General features: G+C 65.6%; 15 protein-coding genes. 4 read left to right on the top strand and 11 right to left on the bottom strand.

Features of this window, described 5'->3' with window-relative positions; all coding sequences use genetic code 11:
• Position 1: 1 nt before the first annotated feature.
• Entirely contained in the window at positions 2-4,306 is a 4,305-nt protein-coding gene (gene rpoC, locus OKA11_RS11980) for a DNA-directed RNA polymerase subunit beta' (protein ID WP_267220483.1), read from the top strand.
• 164 nt (positions 4,307-4,470) lie between these two features.
• On the top strand, positions 4,471-6,669 hold the full coding sequence (locus OKA11_RS11975; RefSeq protein WP_267220481.1) for a putative bifunctional diguanylate cyclase/phosphodiesterase: 2,199 nt from the start codon (positions 4,471-4,473) through the stop codon (positions 6,667-6,669).
• A 210-nt stretch (positions 6,670-6,879) separates the two neighbouring features.
• On the opposite strand, the gene OKA11_RS11970 is transcribed toward OKA11_RS11975, so the two are convergent.
• The 9 genes from OKA11_RS11970 to hisS all read right to left on the bottom strand — a co-directional run bounded on the left by OKA11_RS11970 (position 6,880) and on the right by hisS (position 16,788).
• Entirely contained in the window at positions 6,880-7,407 is a 528-nt protein-coding gene (locus OKA11_RS11970; protein ID WP_267220479.1) for a retropepsin-like aspartic protease family protein, read from the bottom strand.
• A gap of 11 nt (positions 7,408-7,418) precedes the next feature.
• The gene (locus tag OKA11_RS11965) at positions 7,419-8,156 is read right to left on the bottom strand and encodes a hypothetical protein (protein ID WP_267220477.1); all 738 of its coding nucleotides are present in this window, start codon (positions 8,154-8,156) and stop codon (positions 7,419-7,421) included.
• A complete protein-coding gene (gene ispG, locus OKA11_RS11960) occupies positions 8,153-9,283 on the bottom strand; it encodes a flavodoxin-dependent (E)-4-hydroxy-3-methylbut-2-enyl-diphosphate synthase (protein ID WP_267220475.1) in 1,131 nt (376 codons plus the stop codon). The genes OKA11_RS11965 and ispG overlap by 4 nt, the downstream gene beginning before the upstream one ends.
• Positions 9,284-9,418: 135 nt before the next feature.
• Positions 9,419-10,648 carry a methionine adenosyltransferase gene (metK, locus tag OKA11_RS11955; protein WP_267220473.1) on the bottom strand — a complete coding sequence of 410 codons (1,230 nt, stop codon included), beginning with the start codon at positions 10,646-10,648 and terminating at the stop codon, positions 9,419-9,421.
• 41 nt (positions 10,649-10,689) lie between these two features.
• Positions 10,690-12,336, bottom strand: coding sequence for an apolipoprotein N-acyltransferase (gene lnt, locus OKA11_RS11950; protein WP_267220471.1), 1,647 nt, complete (start codon positions 12,334-12,336; stop codon positions 10,690-10,692).
• A 202-nt stretch (positions 12,337-12,538) separates the two neighbouring features.
• On the bottom strand, positions 12,539-13,390 hold the full coding sequence (locus OKA11_RS11945; RefSeq protein WP_267220469.1) for a DUF4167 domain-containing protein: 852 nt from the start codon (positions 13,388-13,390) through the stop codon (positions 12,539-12,541).
• A 239-nt stretch (positions 13,391-13,629) separates the two neighbouring features.
• Positions 13,630-14,472 carry a peptide chain release factor N(5)-glutamine methyltransferase gene (gene prmC, locus OKA11_RS11940; protein WP_267220467.1) on the bottom strand — a complete coding sequence of 281 codons (843 nt, stop codon included), beginning with the start codon at positions 14,470-14,472 and terminating at the stop codon, positions 13,630-13,632.
• Complete coding sequence (gene prfA, locus OKA11_RS11935) at positions 14,465-15,535, bottom strand: peptide chain release factor 1 (protein WP_267220465.1); 1,071 nt, start codon at positions 15,533-15,535, stop codon at positions 14,465-14,467. The genes prmC and prfA overlap by 8 nt, the downstream gene beginning before the upstream one ends.
• Positions 15,532-16,788 carry a histidine--tRNA ligase gene (gene hisS / locus OKA11_RS11930; RefSeq protein ID WP_267220463.1) on the bottom strand — a complete coding sequence of 419 codons (1,257 nt, stop codon included), beginning with the start codon at positions 16,786-16,788 and terminating at the stop codon, positions 15,532-15,534. Before hisS ends, prfA begins: the two co-directional genes overlap by 4 nt.
• Positions 16,789-16,964: 176 nt before the next feature.
• On the opposite strand from hisS, the gene OKA11_RS11925 reads away from it, so the two are divergent.
• Both OKA11_RS11925 and ppa read left to right on the top strand, forming a co-directional pair.
• Positions 16,965-18,914 (top strand): M61 family metallopeptidase, encoded by a 1,950-nt coding sequence (locus tag OKA11_RS11925; protein WP_267220461.1) that lies wholly within the window; start codon positions 16,965-16,967, stop codon positions 18,912-18,914.
• Between the two features lie 280 nt (positions 18,915-19,194).
• Positions 19,195-19,740, top strand: a complete 546-nt coding sequence (gene ppa, locus OKA11_RS11920; RefSeq protein ID WP_142637072.1) for an inorganic diphosphatase — start codon at positions 19,195-19,197, stop codon at positions 19,738-19,740.
• Between the two features lie 98 nt (positions 19,741-19,838).
• Here the strand turns inward: ppa and OKA11_RS11915 are convergent, their stop codons facing one another.
• Entirely contained in the window at positions 19,839-20,588 is a 750-nt protein-coding gene (locus OKA11_RS11915) for an SDR family NAD(P)-dependent oxidoreductase (RefSeq protein ID WP_267220458.1), read from the bottom strand.
• A 250-nt stretch (positions 20,589-20,838) separates the two neighbouring features.
• The gene (locus OKA11_RS11910; protein ID WP_267220456.1) at positions 20,839-22,290 is read right to left on the bottom strand and encodes an NAD-dependent succinate-semialdehyde dehydrogenase; all 1,452 of its coding nucleotides are present in this window, start codon (positions 22,288-22,290) and stop codon (positions 20,839-20,841) included.
• Positions 22,291-22,797 lie beyond the last annotated feature (507 nt).

The following is a 22,797-nucleotide window of genomic DNA, read 5'->3' as shown; positions in this document are numbered from 1 at the left end:
CATGAACGACCTGACCAAGTTCACCAACCAGATGGCGAAGCCCGAGACCTTCGATCAGATCCAGATCGGTCTCGCGAGCCCCGAGCGTATTCGCTCCTGGTCCTTCGGCGAGATCAAGAAGCCGGAAACCATCAACTACCGTACGTTCAAGCCCGAGCGTGACGGCCTCTTCTGCGCCCGCATCTTCGGTCCCGTGAAGGACTACGAATGCCTTTGCGGCAAGTACAAGCGCATGAAGTACAAGGGCGTCGTCTGCGAGAAGTGCGGCGTCGAAGTCACCGTGACCAAGGTGCGCCGCGAGCGCATGGGCCACATCGAGCTGGCCGCTCCGGTCGCGCACATCTGGTTCCTCAAGTCGCTGCCCTCGCGCATCGGCCTGCTGCTCGACATGCAGCTCAAGCAGCTTGAGCGCGTCCTCTACTTCGAGAGCTACATCGTCATCGAGCCGGGCCTGACCCCGCTCGAGAAGTACCAGCTGCTCACCGAAGACGAACTGCTCGACGCCCAGGACGAGTATGGCGAAGACGCCTTCTCGGCCGGCATCGGCGCCGAGGCGGTGAAGCACATGCTCATCAACCTCGACCTCGAGCAGGAGCGTGCGGACCTTCTCCAGGAACTTGAGACGACCAAGTCGGAACTCAAGCCCAAGAAGATCATCAAGCGCCTCAAGGTCGTGGAATCGTTCATCGATTCGGGCAACCGTCCTGAATGGATGATCCTTGAAGTCGTCCCGGTCATTCCGCCCGAACTGCGCCCGCTGGTGCCGCTGGACGGTGGTCGTTTCGCGACCTCGGACCTCAACGACCTCTATCGCCGCGTCATCAACCGCAACAACCGCCTGAAGCGCCTGATCGAGCTGCGTGCGCCGGACATCATCGTCCGCAACGAAAAGCGCATGCTGCAGGAAGCCGTCGACGCCCTGTTCGACAACGGCCGCCGCGGCCGCGTCATCACCGGCGCCAACAAGCGTCCGCTGAAGTCGCTGTCCGACATGCTCAAGGGCAAGCAGGGCCGCTTCCGTCAGAACCTGCTCGGCAAGCGCGTCGACTATTCGGGCCGTTCGGTCATCGTGACCGGTCCGGAGCTCAAGCTGCACCAGTGCGGTCTTCCCAAGAAGATGGCGCTCGAGCTGTTCAAGCCGTTCATCTACGCCCGTCTGGACGCCAAGGGTCTGTCGATGACCCTGAAGCAGGCCAAGAAGTGGGTCGAGAAGGAACGCAAGGAAGTCTGGGACATCCTCGACGAAGTCATTCGCGAGCACCCGGTCATGCTGAACCGCGCGCCGACGCTGCACCGTCTGGGCATCCAGGCGTTCGAGCCGGTGCTGATCGAAGGCAAGGCGATCCAGCTGCACCCGCTCGTCTGCTCGGCGTTCAACGCCGACTTCGACGGTGACCAGATGGCCGTCCACGTGCCGCTCTCGCTGGAAGCCCAGCTGGAAGCGCGCGTGCTGATGATGTCGACCAACAACATCCTCTCGCCCGCCAACGGCAAGCCGATCATCGTTCCTTCGCAGGACATGGTTCTCGGCCTGTACTACCTGTCGATGGACCGCACCGGCGAGCCGGGCGAAGGCATGAAGTTCGCGGACATGGCCGAAGTGCACCAGGCGCTTCACGTCGGTGCCGTCACGCTGCACTCGAAGATCGAGGCCCGCGTGCCGCAGACCGACGAAAACGGTCAGCAGTACATGAAGCGCTTCGAGACCACGCCGGGCCGCATGCTGCTGGGTGAATGCCTGCCCAAGTCGCACACGGTGCCCTTCGACGTCGTCAACCGCCTTCTCACCAAGAAGGAAATCGGTGACGTCATCGACCAGGTCTACCGTCACACCGGCCAGAAGGACACGGTGCTGTTCGCCGACGCCATCATGTCGCTCGGCTTCCGCAACGCGTTCAAGGCGGGCATCTCCTTCGGCAAGGATGACATGATCATCCCGGATTCGAAGGAAGCCCTGGTGAACGAGACCAAGGAACTGGTTGCCGACTACGAGCAGCAGTACCAGGACGGCCTCATCACCCAGCAGGAAAAGTACAACAAGGTGATCGACGCCTGGAGCCGTTGCGGCGACCAGGTGGCGAACGCCATGATGGAAGAGCTGAAGGCTCAGCCGATCGATCCCGAGACCGGCCGCATGGCCCAGATCAACTCGATCTACATGATGAGCCACTCCGGTGCGCGTGGTAGCCCGGCGCAGATGAAGCAGCTGGGCGGCATGCGCGGCCTTATGGCCAAGCCGTCGGGCGAGATCATCGAAACGCCGATCATCTCGAACTTCAAGGAAGGTCTGACCGTTCTTGAATACTTCAACTCGACCCACGGCGCCCGTAAGGGTCTGGCCGACACCGCGCTCAAGACGGCGAACTCGGGTTACCTGACCCGCCGTCTGGTCGACGTGTCGCAGGACTGCGTTGTCGTGATCGAGGATTGCGGTACCGAGCGTGCGCTGGAAATGCGTTCGATCGTGCAGGGTGGTTCGACCATCGCCTCGCTGGCCGAGCGTATCCTGGGCCGTACCCTGGCCGAGGACATCCTCGACAAGGAAGGCAACACGGTTGCCGCCAAGGGCCAGCTCCTTGACGAAGCCGCCGTGGCCGCGATCGAGGCGACCGGCCTGCAGGCTGCCCGCATCCGTTCGCCGCTGGTCTGCGAAGCCCAGCAGGGCGTCTGCGGCAAGTGCTACGGCCGTGACCTGGCCCGTGGTACTCCGGTCAACATCGGTGAAGCTGTCGGCGTCATCGCCGCGCAGTCGATCGGTGAACCGGGCACCCAGCTCACCATGCGTACCTTCCACATTGGCGGTGCCGCGCAGCTCAACGAAACCAGCCACCTGGAAGCGATCTGCGACGGCCGCGTCGAGTACCGCGACATCCCGACCATCGTCGACAAGCGCGGTCGCCGCCTGTCGCTGGCCCGCAACGGCGAGATCGTGGTGTTCGACAGCGAAGGCCGCGAACGTGCAATCAGCCGCGTGCCTTACGGTACCGTGCTGCTCCACACCGACGGCGCTTCGGTGAAGGAAGGCGAACGCCTGGCCGAGTGGGACCCGTTCTCGCTGCCGATCATCACCGAAACCTCGGGCGTGGTGAAGTATCAGGACCTGATCGACACCCGCACGCTGACTGAGCACGTCGACGATGCGACCGGCATGACCAGCCGCGTCGTGACGGAAGACCGTTCGTCGCGCACCGCGAAGAAGAAGGAAGACCTGCGTCCGCGCATCACTCTTCTGGACGATTCGTCGGGTGAGACGGCGCGCTACATGATGGCGCCGGGCACCACGCTGTCGGTCGAGGACGGCCAGGCGGTCGAAGCGGGTGACATCATCGCCCGTGCCAGCCGCGAAGCCGCCAAGACCCGCGACATCACCGGTGGTCTGCCGCGCGTTGCCGAACTGTTCGAGGCCCGCAAGCCGAAGGACAACTCGATCATCGCCAAGGTTTCCGGCCGCATCGAGTTCGTGCGTGACTACAAGGCCAAGCGCAAGATCGCGATCATTCCGGAAGAGGGTGATCCGATCGAGTACCTGATCCCGAAGAGCCGCGTGATCGACGTGCAGGAAGGCGACTTCGTCAAGAAGGGCGACAACCTGATCTCGGGTTCGCCCGATCCGCACGACATTCTGGAAGTCCTCGGCGTCGAGGCTCTGGCAGAATACCTCGTGGCGGAAATCCAGGAAGTCTACCGCTTGCAGGGCGTGAAGATCAACGACAAGCACATCGAGACGATCGTTCGTCAGATGCTGCAGAAGGTCGAGATCACCGCGGGCGGCGACACCACGCTGCTGCCGGGCGAACAGGTCGACTACGAAGAGATGTTCGAGATCAACAGCAAGCTTCCCGAGGGCAAGATGCCCGCGGAAGGCAAGCCGGTGCTGCTCGGCATCACCAAGGCCTCGCTGCAGACCCGTTCGTTCATCTCGGCCGCGTCCTTCCAGGAAACCACCCGCGTGCTCACGCAGGCGGCGGTCGAAGGCAAGAAGGACACTCTGATCGGCCTGAAGGAAAACGTCATCGTCGGCCGCCTGATCCCGGCGGGCACCGGTGCCGGCATGAACCGCATGCGCGTCGCCGCTTCGAGCAGGGACGCTGCCCTGCGTGCTTCGTACCGCCGCATGCAGGAAGCTCTGATCGCTGCCAACTCGGCGGAAGAAGAGCATGCCGCCGAACTGGCCCAGGGCCCGGAAGCGGCGATCGGCAACGATCCGCTGGCGATCGTCGAAGGTGAAACCCATGGTCTGGACGCCGATGCCGGCGATTACCTGATCAAGGGTGACGATCAGGCCGAAGGTGAAGGCGAAGCGTAAGCTTCGTTTTCCACCGGGCTTCGTAGCTCCATGAAAGACCCCGCCGGAGCGATCCGGCGGGGTTTTTTCTTGGATTTGGCCTTTTGGGGGCCTTGTCATGGTTACGGGAAAGTAACTCTCGCGCGACTAAGCACTTGTCCTGAGATGCTGGCAGGACAGGGTCGATGGCCTGGAATTTCGGACGTTCAGACAGGTTGGCCGCGCGCGCGGCATCCCGGCAGGCCCCGCTGCTGGGTGCGGAAGAAGCGCAGAGCTTCTGCCGGGCGGTGGAAGGCATTGACGGTATCGGCTTCTGGGCATCCGACGCGCAGGGCGCGATCCGCTATCTGTCGGACAAGGCGCGTGGTCGGCTGTCCTCGCCCGAGTCCGTGCTTGGCCAGCCGCTGACCGATGTTTTTGAGACTCGTGATGACGGTGCCGGATCGGGACGCAGTCTGCGTTTCGTGCTGTCGCGCCGCTCGCGCTTCGAGAAACTGACCGTCTGCACCGGTGATGGCGATCAGCGCCGCTGGTGGCAGCTGTCGGGCGAGGCGCAGTTCGGGCCAGGCGGCGGGTTCGAGGGCTTCTGCGGGCTCTGCGTTGAGATCACCGATGAGCGCCGGGTCGCCGAGGAGAACTCGCGCGATGCGCTGCACGATCCGCTGACCGGGCTGGTCAATCGGCGCGAGATGGCACGGGCGCTGGAACGCACGCTCTCGGCCTACCGCGTGCAGGAACGCCCCTGTGCGACGCTGCTCATCGATCTGGACCGTTTCAAGCAGGTCAACGATACGCTGGGCCATTCGACCGGCGATGCCCTGCTGCGGCAGGTTGCCGATCGTCTGGTGACGATCGTCGGCCAGGCCGAGCGGATCTGCCGGCTCGGCGGCGACGAATTCCAGATCCTCGTCCCCGATGTGGAGGATCGGGGCGATCTCGGTAATCTCGCCGAGCGGATCATCGCCATGCTTTCGCAGCCCTATTCGGTGGAGGGCAATCGCTGCATCATCGGCGCCTCGGTGGGCATTGCCGTGGCCCCGTTCGATGGCCAGGATGTTGATGAACTGGTGCGCAACGCCGATCTTGCGCTCTATGCCGCCAAGCACGGCGGGCGAGGGCGGTTCCGCTTCTTCTCACGCGATCTGCTGACGGCGGCGGAAGACCGCCGGATGCTGGAGGAACACCTCCACGATGCGCTGGCTCGCGGCGAACTGGAACTCCATTACCAGCCGATCGTCGCGGCGGGCAGCGACGCGGTATCCGGCGCCGAGGCGTTGATGCGCTGGAACCACCCCGCCAAAGGGGTGATCAGTCCGGCCCAGTTCATCCCCATCGCCGAGGAATCGCCGATGATCTGCCAGATCGGCGAATGGGCGCTGCGCCAGGCTTGCGAGGATGCGGCGCAGTGGCCGGGGGACTTGCGCGTGGCGGTGAACGTCTCGCCGCGCCAGTTCACCGATCCGGGGTTCCCTGCGGTGGTGGCAAGCGCGCTTGCAGCCTCGGGCTTGGCGGCGGAGCGCCTCGAGCTGGAGATCACCGAAGGCGTGTTCCTGGCCGAAGGGGCGGATACCGATGCCCGCTTCCACACGCTCAAGGCACTAGGGGTGCGGCTTGCCCTCGACGATTTCGGCACCGGCTATTCCTCGCTCGGCTACTTGCGTACGGCGCCCTTCGACAAGATCAAGATCGACCAGAGCTTCGTGCGCGGCACCGCCGAGGCGGGCGCGCGCAACAAGGCACTGATCAGCGCGATCGTGGCCATGGCCAAGGCCATAGGCATGGAAACCACCGCCGAGGGCATCGAGACGCTCGACCAGCTGGCGATGATGCATGAACTGGGCGTCAGTCATGTCCAGGGCTTTGTCTATGCCCAGGCGATGCCGGCGGCGGAATTCCTCGCTGCCGCCGGCCAGCCGCACTGGGGCATCGTGCCGAGCGGACCTGCCCGCCAGCGCGACGAGCGAATTTCGATGTTCCGCTGGATCGGCGCGATCCACGAGGATCATTACTATCCGGCCGTGCTGCGCAATCTCTCAGCCACCGGCGCGCTGATCGACGGGCTGGAGGACGTGCCGCTCGGCACGCGCTTCGTGCTCTATTTCGGCGAAGGCCAGCTCGAGGTGGCGACGGTGCGCCGCACCATCGGCGAGCAGTTGGGGGTCGCCTTCGAGAAGACGCTGGTGAACGACGGCAATGGCGGCCTTTGCACGCGTACCCGGATCTCGCCCTACGATCTCGTCAATGCCGGGCTGCCGCCGGACTTCGAGGTGAGCACGATCCGCACGCCGATCGCCCCGCGCGATGGGCGCATCGCGATCCCCGCCTTCACTTCGACCGTCGGGCGCAAGGCGATTCAGGGAACGGGCGTCTCGACTGGCGGCTGACGCGCGCCGACCGGCGACATGGCCTTGCGCGGCGGAACGGGCGATAGAGGGCGTACCCCCCGTTCCCGCAAGGCCATACGCGCATGGACTCCCCTGTATCGAAAGTCGTCCGGGCCTCTTACCTCTCGGCCGCCGTGATGACGGCTTTTGTGGTCTGGTATGGTCTTGCGGGATTTGGCGCTGGACCATGGGGCGGGACGGTCTGAGCCTTCAGGGTTTGGCGCTCCCGAGAGTCATGCGCTGACCCTCTATCCGGACATCGCCTATTTGCGAGAGGAATGACTGGCCGAGCAGCGAGACGTCGAGCCCTTCGGGGACGATGGCCGCGGGCACGTCGCGCGCCGTCATGCCGCCCAGTTCGACGCTGGAGAGTGTGACCGGCACGCCGTAGACCGGGCCTGTGGCGCCGCGTCCGATCGGGGCGAGGTCATTGTCGCTCCAGCTCAGTCCGGCGGCGCGGGCATCGCTGCCGGTCAGCACCACGAGGGAGGCTCCGGTATCGATCAGGAAATGGGTGCTGTGCTGCTCGACGCTGGCATCGGCGTAGAAGTGGCCGTCGGCGGCGCGGGGCAGTTCGATCTCTCCGGCCAGCCATGCCGCCCGGGTGCCGCCTTCATCGCCGGGGGTGATCGACGCAGGGGCTGAGGGAGAGGAGCCGGTTCCCGCATCAAGGTGCGGGGCGAGCCAGGCAACGCCGCCCAGTGCGGCAATCAGCAGGAAAAGAGGGCCCGAACGCATCGGGCCTGACCCTAGGCGTAAAGGTTTAACGATTCCGTGCAGGCTTCTTCGCCGCGGTAGCCATGGTGGAGGCCGGTGGCGGCAAGCGATGCCATTTGCCCCACCACCAGAGCATCGAGCACCATGAGCAGCCAGACCAGCCAGATCGGGCGGTCCAGCGCGGCAATATGGTCGGCGCGGTGCAGCACCTGCAGCAGCAGCCAGACCGGGCCGATGTGCAGCAGGATCCGCAGGGCCTTGGTCCAGCCGCTGCGGTAGATCGCCAGGAGGCCGGTCTCGTTGTCACCCAGCAGTCCGCCGACCATTAGCACCAGCCCGGGCAGGCTGGCAAGCGTCAGCACGAAGCTGAGCGTGAGCTGCACCATGGGGGCCACCCGCAGGTCGAGGAGGGCCGGAAGCGAGACGACGATCTGGACGCCGAGCCCCAGCAGGACCTGCTTCCAGGCAATCCCGGCAAGGCTCCAGCCGCGCAGACCGGCGGTGCGATTGGCCCAGAACCGTGCGCCTGCGAGCACCGCCAGCACCAGCGCGGCGATCTTGATCCCGCCGAGCGCCAGGCGCTGCGGATCCAGTGCCAGGCTGGCGAAAGCCTCCTGACTGGCGAACATGCCGAGCCGGATCTCGACCGCGTGCTGGGCCAGTTCGGGCAGCACCGCGACGAGCGGCACCAGCGGGGCGAGCCGCCAGAGCCGCACCGAATCGCGCAGCGTCACGCCGAGCCCGGCCAGTTCGCGGGTGAGGCGGCTCATTCGGCGGCCTGAGCCTCCGCCGCCGCGTTGGCAGCTTCGATCTCGGCGGCCTTGGCCTCGACCAGCCTGACGATGTGATCCAGCATGTCTTCCGACTGCACGACATGATCGGTCACCCCCGAAAGGTAGACCATGTGTTTGCCGTTGCCGCCGCCGGTCAGGCCGATGTCGGTCTCGCGCGCTTCGCCGGGCCCGTTGACGACGCAGCCGAGCACCGAGAGCGAGAGCGGCGTCTTGATGTGCTGCAGGCGGTCTTCCAGCGCCTCAACCGTGCGGATCACGTCGAAGCCCTGGCGGGCGCAGCTGGGGCAGGAGACGACGCGGACGCCGCGGGTGCGCAGGCCGAGCGCCTTCAGCATCTCGAAGCCGACGCGCACTTCCTCTTCCGGCTCCGCCGAGAGCGAGACGCGCAGGGTGTCGCCGATGCCCGACCACAGCAGCATGCCCATGCCGATCGAGGACTTGACGGTGCCGCCGATGAGCCCGCCCGCTTCGGTGATGCCGAGGTGCAGCGGGCAGTCCACCGCCTCGGCCAGCCCCTGGTAGGCGGCGTCGGCGAGGAACACGTCGCTGGCCTTCACGGCCACCTTGTATTCGTGGAAATCGTGGTCCTGCAGCAGCTTGATATGGTCGAGCGCGGATTCGACCAGCGCCTCGGGGCAAGGCTCGCCGTACTTTTCAAGCAGGTCTTTCTCGAGGCTGCCGGCGTTGACGCCAATGCGGATCGCGCAGCCGTTGGCCTTGGCCGCACGCACCACTTCGGCCACGCGGTCGTTCGAGCCGATGTTGCCGGGGTTGATGCGCAGGCAGGCGGCACCGGCATCGGCGGCCTCGAGCGCGCGCTTGTAGTGGAAATGGATGTCGGCGATCAGCGGTACGCGGGCGGCGCGCACGATCTCCTTCATCGCCGCGGTGCTTTCCACGTCCGGGCAGGAAACCCGGATGAGGTCGGCGCCGGCATCCTCGCAGCGGCGGATCTGGTCGATCGTCGCCTTCGCGTCGGACGTCAGCGTGTTGGTCATGGTCTGGACCGTGATCGGGGCATCGCCGCCGACGGGGACATTGCCGACCATGATCTGGCGGCTCTTGCGGCGCTCGATGTCGCGCCAGGGACGTACGGAAGACATGGCGCTCCCTATAGGCGTTCCCGGTCAGGGTTTGAAGCGCGATTACGGTCGAGATGGAGCGATGGGGCGCAAAACGCAGAAAGGGGCGAGACCTTCCGGCCTCGCCCCTTCGATTTTTCAGGCCTTGTGGCGCGTTCAGGCGACGGCAGTCGCCAGCGCGGCCTTGAGGTCCTCGACCAGGTCGGTGCGCTCCCAGGGGAACAGGTCGCCTTCGGGCTTGCGGCCGAAGTGACCATAGGCGGCGGTCGGGCCGTAGATCGGCTTGTTGAGCCCGAGGCCGACGCGAATGCCGCGTGGGGTCAGGCCGCCGAGCTTGTCCGCCGCGACCTTGGCAATCGCCACTTCGAGGTCGGCATCCGCAACGGTGCCGGTGCCATGGGTGTCGACGTAGAGCGAAAGCGGCTCGGACACGCCAATGGCGTAGGAGACCTGTATCGTGCAACGCTTGGCAAGGCCGGCGGCGACCACGTTCTTGGCGAGGTAGCGGGTGACGTAGGCCGCCGAACGGTCGACCTTGGTGGGATCCTTGCCCGAGAAGGCACCGCCGCCGTGCGGCGAGGCGCCGCCATAGGTGTCGACGATGATCTTGCGGCCGGTCAGGCCGGCATCGCCGTCAGGGCCGCCGATCTCGAACTTCCCGGTCGGGTTGATGTGGAACTTGGTAGCCTCGGTGACGAAACCGGCGGGCAGCAGTTCGCTCACGACCTTCTTCACGTAGGCCTTGAGCTCGGCGTCCTTGGCGCCTTCGTGGTAGCCGGGCTTGTGCTGGGTCGAGACGACGATGGCGGTCGCTTCGACCGGCACGCCGTTCTCGAAGCGCAGGGTGACCTGGCTCTTGGCGTCGGGTTCGAGGAACGGCGCAGCGCCCGAGTGACGGTCGGCGGCGAGGCGTTCGAGGATCTTGTGGCTGTAGTCGAGCGTGGCCGGCATGAGGTCCGGCGTCTCGTCGCAGGCAAAGCCGAACATGATGCCCTGGTCGCCGGCACCTTCATCCTTGTTGCCGCTCGAATCGACGCCCTGCGCGATGTCCGCGCTCTGCGGGTGCAGGTGATTCTCGAAGACGAGGTCCTGCCAGTGGAAACCGGCCTGTTCGTAGCCGATGCGCTTTACGGTCTCGCGCACGACGGTCTGGATTTCTTCCTGCGCGCCCTGTTCCCAGTGGCCGGCGGTATCGATCATGCCCTTGCCGCGCACTTCGCCGGCCAGCACCACGCGCTGGGTGGTGGTGAGCGTTTCGCACGCGACGCGTGCTTCCGGGTCCTTCGACAGGAACAGGTCGACGATGGCATCGGAAATCTGGTCCGAAACCTTGTCGGGATGACCTTCGGAGACGCTCTCGGAGGTGAAGACGTAGTTATTGCGCATCGGGACACCACATATAAAGAAATCTTTATGTGGGTTCGCGTCTACTCCCCCCGGCGGCGGAGCGCAATGCCAGAAACCGCAATCACCAGCAGAAGTGCGGCAAATGCAAGCGGCAGCAGGTTGCCCCAGCGTGCGAAAAGGGTGGGAGGATGGGACGGCGGGATCAGTCCGTCGAGCCGTCCAGCCTGGTGCCAGGGCACATGGGCACGCACGATGCCGTCGGCATCGATCACCGCGCTGATGCCGGTGGTGGTGGAGCGCATGACTGGCAGGCCTTCCTCGATTGCGCGCAGGCGGGCCTGCGCCAGATGCTGCGGCGGGCCCCAGGCGCCGAACCAGCCGTCGTTCGACGGATTGAAGATGTAGTCCGGGCGCAGGCGCGGATCGACCACTTCGCCGCTGAAGACGATCTCGTAGCAGATCTGCACCCCTGCCTTGCCCCAGTCGCCGAAGTCGATCGTGCGGGGGCCGGGGCCGGGCAGGAAGTCCAGCGCACCGGGTACGAGGCGGGTCGCGCCTAGCGGCTCCAGCAGCCAGCGCAGCGCGAGGTATTCGCCGTAAGGCACGAGGTGAGCCTTGGAATAGGAGGCGATGAGGTTGCCGTCGCCATCGATCGCGCTGACCGAATTGCGGGCCGCGATTTCCTCCTCGTCCTTCATCACCACGTCGACGGCGCCGGTCATGAGCAGCCCGTAGGGGCCGATCACCCGGCCGATCCGACGGCGGGCGAGCACCGGGTCACCGGCATAAGTGTAGATGCGGTAGAGGTAGGGCGGATAGCCGTCGCGGACATAGTCGCCAAGGCCTGATTCCGGCCAGAACACCACGCGCTTCTCGCCCGGGCGCCGGGGCAGCGAGAGGCGGGCGAGGGTGATGAAATTGGTTTCGAAATTGCGCGGATCGTCGATGAATTCCTGGCGGATGTCGGGCTGGACGAGGGTGAAGCGTACGGCGCCTTCCTCGCGCTGGGCCCAGCGGTCGGGCAGGGACATCGCAGCACTCAGCGCGGCGTAGATCGCCAGCATCGGCAGCGCCCAGGCCCAGCGCCGGGCGCGATGGCGCGTTGACGGCGCGGCCCGGCTCAGCCGCAGGTACAGTCCGGGCAGGGCGGCGAGCAGCACCAGCAGGCCGGAAAGGCCATAAGTGCCGATCCAGGGCGCCGCCAGTGCCAGTCCGCGGGTCTCGAAACCGCCGAGCAGGGCGATGCCGAGCGGGTTCCAGGCAAATCCGGTGAAGACCCAGGCGCGCAGCCATTCCGCGACGATCCAGCACCCCGCCGTGGCCAGGGCCAGCGCGGCGAACACGGCGGGGCCGCCGGGCTGGCGGGCTCGGCGCAGCACCAGCCAGCCACCAAGTGCGGCGAGCGCGGGATAGATCGCAAGGTAGAGCGAAAGGAGCACCACTGCGACCATGCCCAGCCATGCCGGCATGTTGGCCTGATAGGTGAAGGCCGTCGCGATCCAGTTGTTGCCGAGCGTGAAGTGGCCGAGCCCGAAGCTCCAGCCGATCAGGAACGCGCGCTGCCAGCCCGGTGCGCGGGCGACGAGTTCGAGCAGGACCGCCACGCCGATGAGCGTCAGCGGCCAGAGCGAGAGCGGCTGGAATCCGCAGGCTGCTGCGCCGCCGGCGAGAATGGCAAGGGTGCCGCTGGCAAGGGCGCCGCTGGCAGGGCGGGGGCGCCGGGACAAGACGGTGCGGCCGGGAAGGGCCGGTTCGGATTTCACGGCGCGGATGTCACGGCAGGGCCTCGCGGGGCAAAGGAATGGGTCCTGCGCGGCTATGTCGGCAAGCCTTTCGAGACGCAAGCGGGAAGCTGGAAACGAAACGGCCCGCATACTGCCTCTCGAGGCGGTATGCGGGCCGTTGCGATCACGGGCTTGCGGCCCGTTCTTAGGAGTTCACGGCCTCCAGCGTGCTGTCACCGGCTTCGTCGGCTGGCGGAGCGGCCTTGCGGGTGCGGCGACGGCGGGGCTTTTCCTCGCCGGTCGCTTCGTCGACGGGTGCGGCAGCGGCAGGCTTCTTTTCCTTCTTCTCCGGTTTGGCGGAGATGGCGGGCGGCAGTGAGGCGGGGTCGAGGACGGCCTCGGTCGGTGCGGCCTGGGCGGCAGGTGCCGTCTCGGCGCCGTCAGCGTCCTCGTGGCGATCGCGGCGCGGCTTGCGCGGCTTCAGGCCACGGTTGCTGCGGGCGTCGCGCACGAAGGGGTTCTCGGCCGGTTCGTAGACCGAACGGTTGCCGTCGGCTTCGACCTGGTCGCTCTGGGCTGCGGCCTCGGATTCGGCAAATTCGTCGGCCGGCGCTTCGGCGCGGGGTGCGCGTTCCTGGCGCGGCTGGCGCTCCGAACGGTCATAGCCGCGTTCCGAACGGTCCTGACGCTCGGCGCGTTCCTGACGTTCGGGACGTTCCTGGCTGCGTTCGGGCACGGCGTCGTAGTCGCCGTAATCGTCGCCGTAATCGTCCGAATAATCGGGCGAGCGGTCGTCGCGGCGGGGCTGGCGAGCCTCGTCCTGACGCTGCTTCTGGTCGGCGATCACGCGGAAATAGTGGTCTGCGAACTGGAGGTAGTATTCCTCCGTCACACGGTCCCCGTTGAGATGCGCGTCATGGGCCAGCTTCTTGTACTTCTCCAGCAGCTGCGGAGCGTTGCCGCGAGCCCTGCTGTCGATCCGGTTGGTCTGCTGGCCGCCCTGCTGGCGATTGTTACCGCGGCCGCGCCGACGGTTGTTACCACGATTATTATTCAAGGATTTATTTCCTCAAAACCCAGGGCATCGGCCGGATCCTTTCGGGCCGATCTGCCACACGTCACATGATCACGGATCGCCCCCGAGTGCCGTGATCTCCATCGTTGCCGAGTCGCAGCGCGTTTTCGCCGCGATGGTCATGCAAATGATGGAGATGAAGCGTCCGCATGGGAAATTCCATCCATGTGCCGCTTCGCGTTAATCCTTAGGCATTCCGGAGCGGGATTCCAAGAGGAATCTTACGCAATTGTTGAAAACTCGAGCACGCGTGGACGATTTCCAAGGTCGCGATGCAAGCGACTGGAAAGGCCTGCTTCCTGTCCGATCGCGGCAACCGACTCGGCCTGGCGGTAGCCGATCTCGACCAGCGCGACTCCGCCCGGAGCCAGCAGCCGGGGCAGTTGCGGCACCAGCACCCGGTAGTCGTCCAGGCCTTCCTCACCGGCATAGAGCGCGCTGGCCGGCTCGAATGCGGCGACCGAGCGATCGAGGGCGACGGTCGTCTCGACATAGGGTGGATTGGCCAGAACGAGGTCGAACGGGCCGCCAAGCGGCTCGTCCCAGCCGGGGTTGTGCCAGTCGGCGGCGGCGATGCGGGCGCGGTTGGCCAGGCCCAGCGCCTGCGCATTGGCGGCCGCGACGGTGCGGGCGCCCGGGGAACTGTCGATGCCCACGCCGGTTGCATCCGGCAGGTTGGCCAGCACCGCCAGCAGTAACGCGCCCGATCCCGTACCACAGTCGAGCACCCTGCGGGCATCGGGACGGGCGGCGAGGGCGGCTTCGACCAGCACTTCGGAATCGCCGCGCGGGATCAGCACTTCAGGGCCGACCGCGAAGGGCATTCCGAAGAATTCCTGATGGCCGGTAATATAGGCGACCGGTTCATGCTCGGCGCGGCGATCCACCAGCAGCGCGAACCCATCTGGCGCGGCGTCGCGCATCCGCGAGAGCAGCATCGCCGAGCGCGAACAGCTCAGCGCATGGGCCATCAGCACTTCGGCATCGAGCCTTGCAGTGTCGCTGGTTACTGAGAGGCGTTCCGCCGCCTCGCGGATCGCTTCGCCGACAGTCCGGTCAGGCATCCATGGCGGCAAGGCGCTTGGCCTCGTCCTCGGCGATCAGGGCATCGACCAGTTCGGCAAGGCCTGGGCCTTCGAGAATCTCGGGCAGGCGGTGCAGGGTCAGGTTGATGCGGTGATCGGTGACGCGGCCTTGCGGGAAATTGTAGGTGCGGATGCGCTCCGAGCGGTCGCCCGAGCCGACCATGGCCTTGCGCGCTTCGGCCTCGGCGCCGTGGGCTTCCTCGCGCATCTTCTCGTAAAGGCGCGCGCGCAGCACCTGCATGGCCTTGGCCTTGTTCTTGTGCTGCGAACGCTCGTCCTGGCAGATCACGACCAGATTGGTCGGCAAGTGGGTGATGCGCACGGCCGAATCGGTGGTGTTGACGTGCTGGCCGCCCGCGCCGGACGCGCGGAAGATGTCGATCTTGAGGTCCTTGTCCTCGATCTGCACATCGACTTCGCTGGGTTCGGGCAGCACCGCGACGGTTGCCGCCGAAGTGTGGATGCGCCCGCCCGATTCGGTGACCGGCACCCGCTGCACGCGGTGGACGCCGCTCTCGAACTTCAGCTTGGCGAAGACGCCTGCTCCTGCGACGTTGGCGACGACTTCCTTGAAGCCGCCAAGGTCATTGGCGTTCACGCTGATCATCTCGACCCGCCAGCCCTGTTCAGCGGCATAGCGTTCGTACATGCGGTAGAGATCGGCGGCGAACAGCGCGGCCTCGTCACCGCCGGTGCCGGCGCGGATTTCCAGCATGGCCGGGCGCACGTCGGCCGCATCGCGCGGCAGCATGGCCACGGCAAGCTGGCGCTCGGCCTCGGGCAGTTCGGCCTTGATGCGGTGTACTTCCTCCTCGGCCAGCGCCCGCATGTCGGGGTCCGGGTCTTCCAGAGTCTGGAGCATGTCGAGTTCGCCGCGCATCGACACGACCTCGGCGGCGACGCGCGCCACCGGTTCCAGTTCGGCATAGTCGCGGCTGGCGGTGACGAAGGCGTCGCCTTCGAGCGTTCCGGAGGCAAGGCGTGCCTCCAGCTCCGCGAAACGCGCGGCGATCTGCGCCAGACGGGCGTCGGAAACGCTCACGGATGGACCGACTGGAGAACCTGCTCGACCGCGAGATACTCGGCGGTCGGCTCAGCCGCACGCAAGTTGGCGACGGGAACACCGTCCTTGGTGCCGAACGAGACGAGCACCTTGGCGCCCATCTTCACGGCCTTGTCGAAGCGCTTGCGGGCCGATCCGGTGGCGACCATCTCGGCATCAAGACCCTGGAAACGCAGTGCGGTGATGACCTTCTGGGCATAGGCCAGCGCGGCGTCGTCCTCGACGGCGAGAACCACGGTCAGCGGCGCTTCCGCCATTACGCCGGCATCGGCGACGAGCATCGACAGGCGCTCGATCCCTGCCGCCCAGCCCACCGCCGGGGTGGCGGGGCCGCCAAGGCTTTCCATCAGCCCGTCATAACGGCCGCCGCCCAGCACGGTGCCCTGCGCGCCGAGGCGGGTGGTGACGAATTCGAAGGCGGTGTGGCGATAATAGTCGAGCCCGCGCACCAGCGAGGGCGCTCGCTCGTAGGCGACACCGGCGGCATCGAGGCCGGCCGTGACCGCCGCGAAGAAGTCTTGCGCCTCGGCTGAGAGGAAGTCGTCGATCTTCGGGGCATCGCCGACGAAGACCTTGTCGCGCGGGTCCTTGGAATCGAGGATGCGCAGCGGGTTGCGCTCCAGCCGATCCTGCGAATCTTCCGAAAGTTCGGCCTTGTGGGCACGGAAATATTCGATCAGCGCACCGCGCCAGGCGTCGCGGCTTTCGGCATCGCCCAGGGTGTTGAGCTGCAGCGTCACGCCGTCCGAAATGCCCAGTTCCTTGAGCAGCTGATCCGCCATGACCAGCAGTTCCACATCGGCAATCGGCTCGGGCGAACCGATCAGTTCGGCGTCGATCTGGTGGAACTGGCGATAGCGGCCCTTCTGCGGACGCTCGTAACGGAACAGCGGGCCGTGCGTGGCGATCTTGACCGGAGCGAACTGCTTCCAGCCGTTGGTGAGATAGGCGCGGGCGATGCTGGCGGTGAATTCGGGGCGCAAGGTCAGCGATTCGCCGCCGCGATCCTCGAACGAGTACATTTCCTTGGAGACGACATCGGTGGTCTCGCCGATCGAGCGCGAGAACACTTCGGTTTTCTCGAAGACCGGCATCTCGGCGCGGCGGAAGCGATACAGCTTGCGGACACGTTCGAAGGTTTCGACGACATGGGCGAACGCCTCGGCGTCGGGGCCGAAGATATCCTGGGTTCCGCGGATCGCCTGAGGCGTTTTGGTCGATGTCGTGCTCATAACGCGCGCGCTTAGCCCGATTGCGGCGGCGGGGAAAGTGGCTGCGGTGCGCTCCGCGTCATCGCCGTGCATCATGCCTGTCGGGAATGATCGAAAGTTACCCCGACCTCTGGCCCGGCGCGCCTGCGTGAATTGGATGGTTGCCAAATCCAGCAACAGCCGCAAAGAATGCTGAAATGAAATATCGTAACGCGGTCGTCACGCTCCTCGCCCTTCTTTCCGTCTCCACTCCGGCGCTTGCATCGGCCCAGGAGTCGAATACGCGCACGACGCCGATGGCGCCCGCGTTGCCCGCGCCGCTGCCCGCCGCGCAGGACAAGCCCTATGCAGGCACCATCGCGCTGGACATCGATGCCACCGATACGGTGCACGGCGTCTACCGCGTGACCCAGCAGGTTCCGGTCGCGCCCGGCACCACCAAGCTGACCCTGATCCAGCCGAGCTGGCTGCCCGGCAACCACTCGCCCACCGGTCCTTTCGCGCTGCTGGCGCAGATCCACTTCTTCGCCGATGGCAAGGAGATCAAGTGGGAGCGCGACACCGTTGCCGTGAACGCCTTCCACCTCGACCTGCCCGCCGGCACGCAGATGGTGACGGTGAAGCTTGTCCACACCTCGCCGGTGCAGTCGAGGGAAGGCCGCATCAGCATGACGCAGGAAATGCTCAATCTCCAGTGGGAGAAGATGAGCCTCTACCCGGCGGGCTATTACACGCGCGGCATCACCTACAAGCCGACCGTGAAGGTCCCGGCGGGCTGGACCGTTTACACCGCGCTCGACGGCAAGAGCCAGCAGGGCGACACGGTGACGTGGAACCCGATCGACTACGAACGCCTCGTCGATTCGCCGATCTTTGCCGGCAAGTATGCGCAGCGCTGGGATCTTGGACACGGCGTGAGCATGGATGTGGTCGCGGATGAGCCCAAGCTGCTCGGCATCAAGCCCGAGAACATCGAGAAATACCGCAATCTCGTCTCGCAGGCGCTGTTCACTTTCGGTGCGCGCCACTTCGACCACTATGATTTCCTGCTGGGCCTGACCGACCGAATGGGCGGTATCGGCCTTGAACATCACCGTTCGAGCGAGAACCAGATGGAGCCCAAGGTCTGGACCGAGTGGGAGAAGATGGACTGGGATCGCAACGTGATCCCGCACGAGTTCACCCATAGCTGGAACGGCAAGTACCGCCGCCCGGCCGACCTGTGGACGCCGGACTACCAGCAGCCGATGCAGAACACGCTGCTCTGGGTCTACGAAGGTCAGACCCAGTTCTGGGGCTACATCCTCGCCGCGCGCTCGGGCGTGCAGACCAAGCAGACGATCCTCGACACGCTCGCCGGCGCCGTCGCGCGCTATGCCGAGGCAACGCCGGGCCGCGGCTGGCGTTCCGTGGAAGACACCACCCACGCACCGATCCTCAACATGCGCCGCCCGCTGCCGTACACTTCGGTCACCCGCACCGAGGATTACTATGTCGAGGGCGCGTTGACCTGGCTGGAAGCCGACCAGATCATCCGGCAGGGCACGAAGGGCGCCAAGGGGCTCGACGATTTCGCCAAGGCCTTCTTCGGCGTGCGCGATGGCGACTGGGGTGAACTGACCTACGATTTCGACGAAGTCGTGAAGACGCTGAACGGCGTCTATCCCTATGACTGGGCCTCGTTCCTCAAGACCCGCATCTATGACACCAACCAGCCCGCGCCCACCAAGGGCATCGAGATGGCCGGTTACAAGCTGGTCTGGAAGGATACGCAGAACGGCTACGAAAAGGGCATCGGCGATTCGCGCAAGTCGCTCGACCTCAGCTATTCGCTGGGCGTGTCGCTCGACAACGAGGGCACCGTCACCGCCTCGGTGTGGGACAGCGTGGGCTACAACGCCGGTCTCGTCGGCGGCGTCAAGGTCGTGGCGGTGAACGGCCAGGCCTATAGCGGCGAGACGATCAAGGACGCGATCACCGCGGCGAAGACGGCCAAGGAGCCTATCAGCCTGCTGGTGAAGCGCGGCGATGCTTTCAACACCGTCACCGTCGATTACCACGGCGGCCTGCGGTTCCCCTGGCTGGAAAGCACAACGCCGGGCAAGCTCAACGGGCTCGACCGCCTGCTGGCACCGCGTACCAAGTAAGCCTGCATCTGGCATTATTGCGAGCGGGGCCGGACTTCACAGTCCGGCCCCGTTTTTGTGACCGCAGAGGACCAAACGGCGCATCTGGACCGTGGCCATGGCCGAGGCAAGTTCGACCAATGTCGTGTATCGCGGCCGCAGCGGAGCCGCGATCCTTGCATTGCACGTGCGAGAAGGCGGTTGCGATGAATTAACCGTGCCGCTAAGCCCCGCCGTCAAAGTTCTATGCGGCGCAGGCTTTGTCGCGCCGCTCAAATCGTGCCCGTTGAAAAGGACCAACATGCGCATCGACATGATCCCTGTCGGCAAGAACCCGCCGGAGAGCCTGAACGTCATCATCGAGGTTCCCGTTGGCGGTGAGCCGGTAAAGTACGAATTCGACAAGGATTCGGGCGCGCTGTTCGTGGATCGCATCCTGCACACGCCGATGCGCTACCCGGCCAACTACGGCTTCGTGCCGCACACCCTCTCGCCCGACGGCGACCCGCTTGACGCGCTGGTCGTGGCCCGCTCGCCTTTCGTCCCCGGCTCGGTGGTGCGCGTGCGTCCGATCGCCGTCCTCAACCTCGAGGACGAGCATGGCGGCGACGAGAAGCTGGTCTGCGTGCCCGACGACAAGACCTTCCCGTACTACTCGGACGTGTCGGAAAAGGGCGACCTGCCCCCGATCGTGTTCAGCCAGATCGAACACTTCTTCACCCACTACAAGGACCTCGAGGCCGAAAAGTGGGTGCGCATCGGCACCTGGGGCGGCGCCGAGGAAGCTCGTCAGATCGTGATCGAGGCGATCGAGCGCTACGAGGCGGACAAGGCCGCGAAGGCCTGAGCCACTACAAGTTCACACCCCATGTGAAGGAAGGGCCGGTGGAGTGATCCGCCGGCCCTTTTCCATAGAGCCGTTTTTCAGCACGGTGAAGGCTGGGATCAACTCACCACGCGGCCGCCGTTGACGCCGATGGTCTGCCCGGTGACGTACTGGCTGCGTTCGTCGCAGAGCCAGGCGCAGGCATTGGCGATGTCGTCCGGCTCGCCCATACGGCGCACCGGGATCGCCTGGATCAGCACTTCGGTGGGGACCTGGAAACGCTCGCGATTGGCCTCGGACATGATCGTGCCCATCACCGAGCCGGGCGGAATGTTGTTCACGGTGATGCCGTAAGGGCCGAATTCCTGCGCCATCGAGCGGGTCATGGTCACCACCGCGCCCTTCGATGAGGAATAGGGGATCATGTTCACTGCGCCGGTCTGGGCGCTGGAGGACGAGATGTTGACGATGCGGCCCCAGCCCGCGTTCTTCATGTCGGGCAGGCATTCCTGCGTCATGATGAACAGGCCGCGCACGTTGACGGCGTAGATGAAGTCCCAGCGCTCGTCGGTTAGTTCCTCGAACGGGGTGAAATCGGTGACGCCGGCATTGTTGACGAGGATCGAGACCGGGCCCAGCGCCTCGCGCACCTGGTCCAGCGCGGCCTTGACGGATGAGCGGCTGGAGACGTCCGCGCCCAGCGCGATGGCGGTGCCGCCGCCTTCGCGAATGGATTTGACGGTGTCGGCGCAGCGCTCGGCATCGAGGTCGAGCACGCCCACGGCTACCCCTTCCTTCGCCAGCCGCTTCGCGCAGGCCGCGCCGATCCCGGCGGCGGCGCCGGTGACGATGGCAACCTTGTAGGACATTGCTTTCTCCCATGCGGCGCATGGCGCGCCTCGTTGGGAACAGGGCTAAACGGAAAGGGGGCTTGACGGGAAGAGTAAGTTTGAACGTTTGTTCAAATTTCGCGGGGGCGTAGGGGAAGAGAAGAAAGGGAAGGATTCCGGGGGGAAGATCCCCCCCAGACCCGCATAATGTCTACGATGTGCCCAGCCTATCCGTGGTGCGCCCTTTGCGGCGCAGCCACTGGGTCTACCCTGCTTAATCCTTCGTTCTTCAAGCCGGCGTGATGCCCATGCAGAGGTATTTCACCTCCATGTAGTCATCCAGGCCGTAGTGCGATCCCTCACGCCCGAGGCCGGACTGTTTGACCCCGCCGAACGGCGCCACTTCGGTGGAGATCAGCCCGGTGTTGATGCCCACCATGCCCGCCTCCAGCGCCTCGGCCACGCGCCAGACGCGGCTGAGGTCGCGGGCGTAGAAGTAGCTGGCCAGGCCGAACTCGGTATCGTTGGCCATGCGGATGGCATCGGCCTCGTCGGTGAAGCGGATCACGCCCGCCAGCGGCCCGAACGTCTCCTCGCGCGCCAGCTTCATGTCCGGCTTCACGCCCGCCACCACGGTGGGGTTGAAGAACGAGCCGCCGCGTTCGTTGCGCTGGCCGCCCGCCAGCACGCTGGCGCCGCCCGCGATGGCATCCTGAAGATGCTCCTCCACCTTCTCGACCGCCTTCTCGTCGATCAGCGGGCCGACTTCGGTGCCCGCATCCATGCCGTAGCCGACTTTCATGGCGGAGACGCGCTTCGCCAGCTTCTCGACGAATGCGTCGTAGACACCGTCCTGCACGTAGAACCTGTTGGTGCACACGCAGGTCTGGCCGCCGTTGCGGAACTTGGAGATCATCGCGCCGTCGATCGCGGCATCGACATCGGCATCGTCGAACACGAGGAACGGCGCATTGCCGCCCAGTTCCATCGAGGTCTTCTTGATCGTCCCGGCGCATTCACGCAGCAGGTCGCGGCCGATCTCGGTGGAGCCGGTGAACGTCAGCTTGGCGACCTTGGGGCTTGCGGTGAGCGCCGAGCCGATCTGCCCGGCGCTGCCGGTCACGACATTGACAACGCCCTTGGGAATGCCCGCCAGTTCGCACAGATGCGCGATGGCGAGCGCGGAATAGGGCGTGGCCGAGGCGGGCTTGATGACGATCGTGCAGCCCGCAGCCAGCGCGGGCCCGAGCTTGCGGGTGATCATCGCATTGGGGAAGTTCCAGGGCGTGATCGCGGCGACAACGCCGACGCCCTGCTTGATGACGACGATGCGGCGGTCGGCGGCATGGCCGGGAATGGTGTCGCCATAGGCGCGCTTGGCCTCTTCGGCGAACCATTCGATGAAGCTGGCGCCATAGGCGATCTCGCCGCGCCCTTCGGCCAGCGGCTTGCCTTGTTCGCGGGTGAGCAGTTCGCCGAGGTCATCCTGATGCTGGATCATCAGGTCGAAGAGCCTGCGCATCAGTTTCGAGCGTTCGCCCGCCGTCTTGGCGCGCCATGCGGGAAGCGCGCGTTCGGCGGCATCGATGGCGCGACCCGTCTCGTCCGCGCCCATCTTCGGCACCGTGCCCAGCACCGCGCCGCTGCCGGGGTCGGTCACTTCGAACGTGGCCCCGCTGTCGGCGTCGCACCATGCCCCATCGATGTAGCACTGCTGACGGAGAAATTGGGTGAAAGCCATGGTCGTGCAGGTCCTCGCTGGTTGCGTGCGCGCCACATTCCTGAGGCTGCGGGCTGCCGCGGAGATAGGCAGCACAGGATAGCGAGGCAACCGCCGGCGGGCCGTTCGGTTCCAGCCAGCGCCCTCGCGATTGACGCGGCCCATTTGCGCCGACAGTCTCTTTCGAAGAGAAATTCGCAAAAGCGAATGATTTCGGGGTGGGCCGCTGGATGACGCAGTCTTCATCGGCGGCGCGTTCGTGGCCCGGCAGGGCTCGGCGTTCGCGGTGCTCGGTCCGTCCGATGCGAGCGTCGTCGCGCCGGGCAAGGCCGATGGGCGAGGGGCGCATTCGCTGTCCTGCGTGCTGAAGCCGTGGTCGAAGGGCTGGATGCTGCCCCTGAGGCTTTCGCCGGGGTGTTTTCTGGCATCACCGATCTAGGCCGTAAACTCATAAACGGCACCATCGAGGTTTGAGGCAAAATGGTTCAGCGTGAGGAAGGAAGACGACGGAATATGTCGATATTTCCA

Origin of the sequence: Novosphingobium clariflavum (assembly GCF_026420865.1) — a bacterium.
GTDB lineage: Bacteria > Pseudomonadota > Alphaproteobacteria > Sphingomonadales > Sphingomonadaceae > Novosphingobium > Novosphingobium clariflavum.
Note: the sequence above shows the minus strand (reverse complement) of the source record. Positions and strands in the feature narration are given on the sequence as shown.

Coding starts and splice junctions, on each gene's coding strand:
- rpoC (WP_267220483.1), top strand. CDS start 2: ATGAACGACCTGACCAAGTTCACCAACCAGATGGCGAAGCCCGAGACC.
- OKA11_RS11975 (WP_267220481.1), top strand. CDS start 4,471: ATGGCCTGGAATTTCGGACGTTCAGACAGGTTGGCCGCGCGCGCGGCA.
- OKA11_RS11970 (WP_267220479.1), bottom strand. CDS start 7,407: ATGCGTTCGGGCCCTCTTTTCCTGCTGATTGCCGCACTGGGCGGCGTT.
- OKA11_RS11965 (WP_267220477.1), bottom strand. CDS start 8,156: ATGAGCCGCCTCACCCGCGAACTGGCCGGGCTCGGCGTGACGCTGCGC.
- ispG (WP_267220475.1), bottom strand. CDS start 9,283: ATGTCTTCCGTACGTCCCTGGCGCGACATCGAGCGCCGCAAGAGCCGC.
- metK (WP_267220473.1), bottom strand. CDS start 10,648: ATGCGCAATAACTACGTCTTCACCTCCGAGAGCGTCTCCGAAGGTCAT.
- prmC (WP_267220467.1), bottom strand. CDS start 14,472: ATGCCTGACCGGACTGTCGGCGAAGCGATCCGCGAGGCGGCGGAACGC.
- hisS (WP_267220463.1), bottom strand. CDS start 16,788: ATGAGCACGACATCGACCAAAACGCCTCAGGCGATCCGCGGAACCCAG.
- OKA11_RS11925 (WP_267220461.1), top strand. CDS start 16,965: ATGAAATATCGTAACGCGGTCGTCACGCTCCTCGCCCTTCTTTCCGTC.
- ppa (WP_142637072.1), top strand. CDS start 19,195: ATGCGCATCGACATGATCCCTGTCGGCAAGAACCCGCCGGAGAGCCTG.
- OKA11_RS11915 (WP_267220458.1), bottom strand. CDS start 20,588: ATGTCCTACAAGGTTGCCATCGTCACCGGCGCCGCCGCCGGGATCGGC.
- OKA11_RS11910 (WP_267220456.1), bottom strand. CDS start 22,290: ATGGCTTTCACCCAATTTCTCCGTCAGCAGTGCTACATCGATGGGGCA.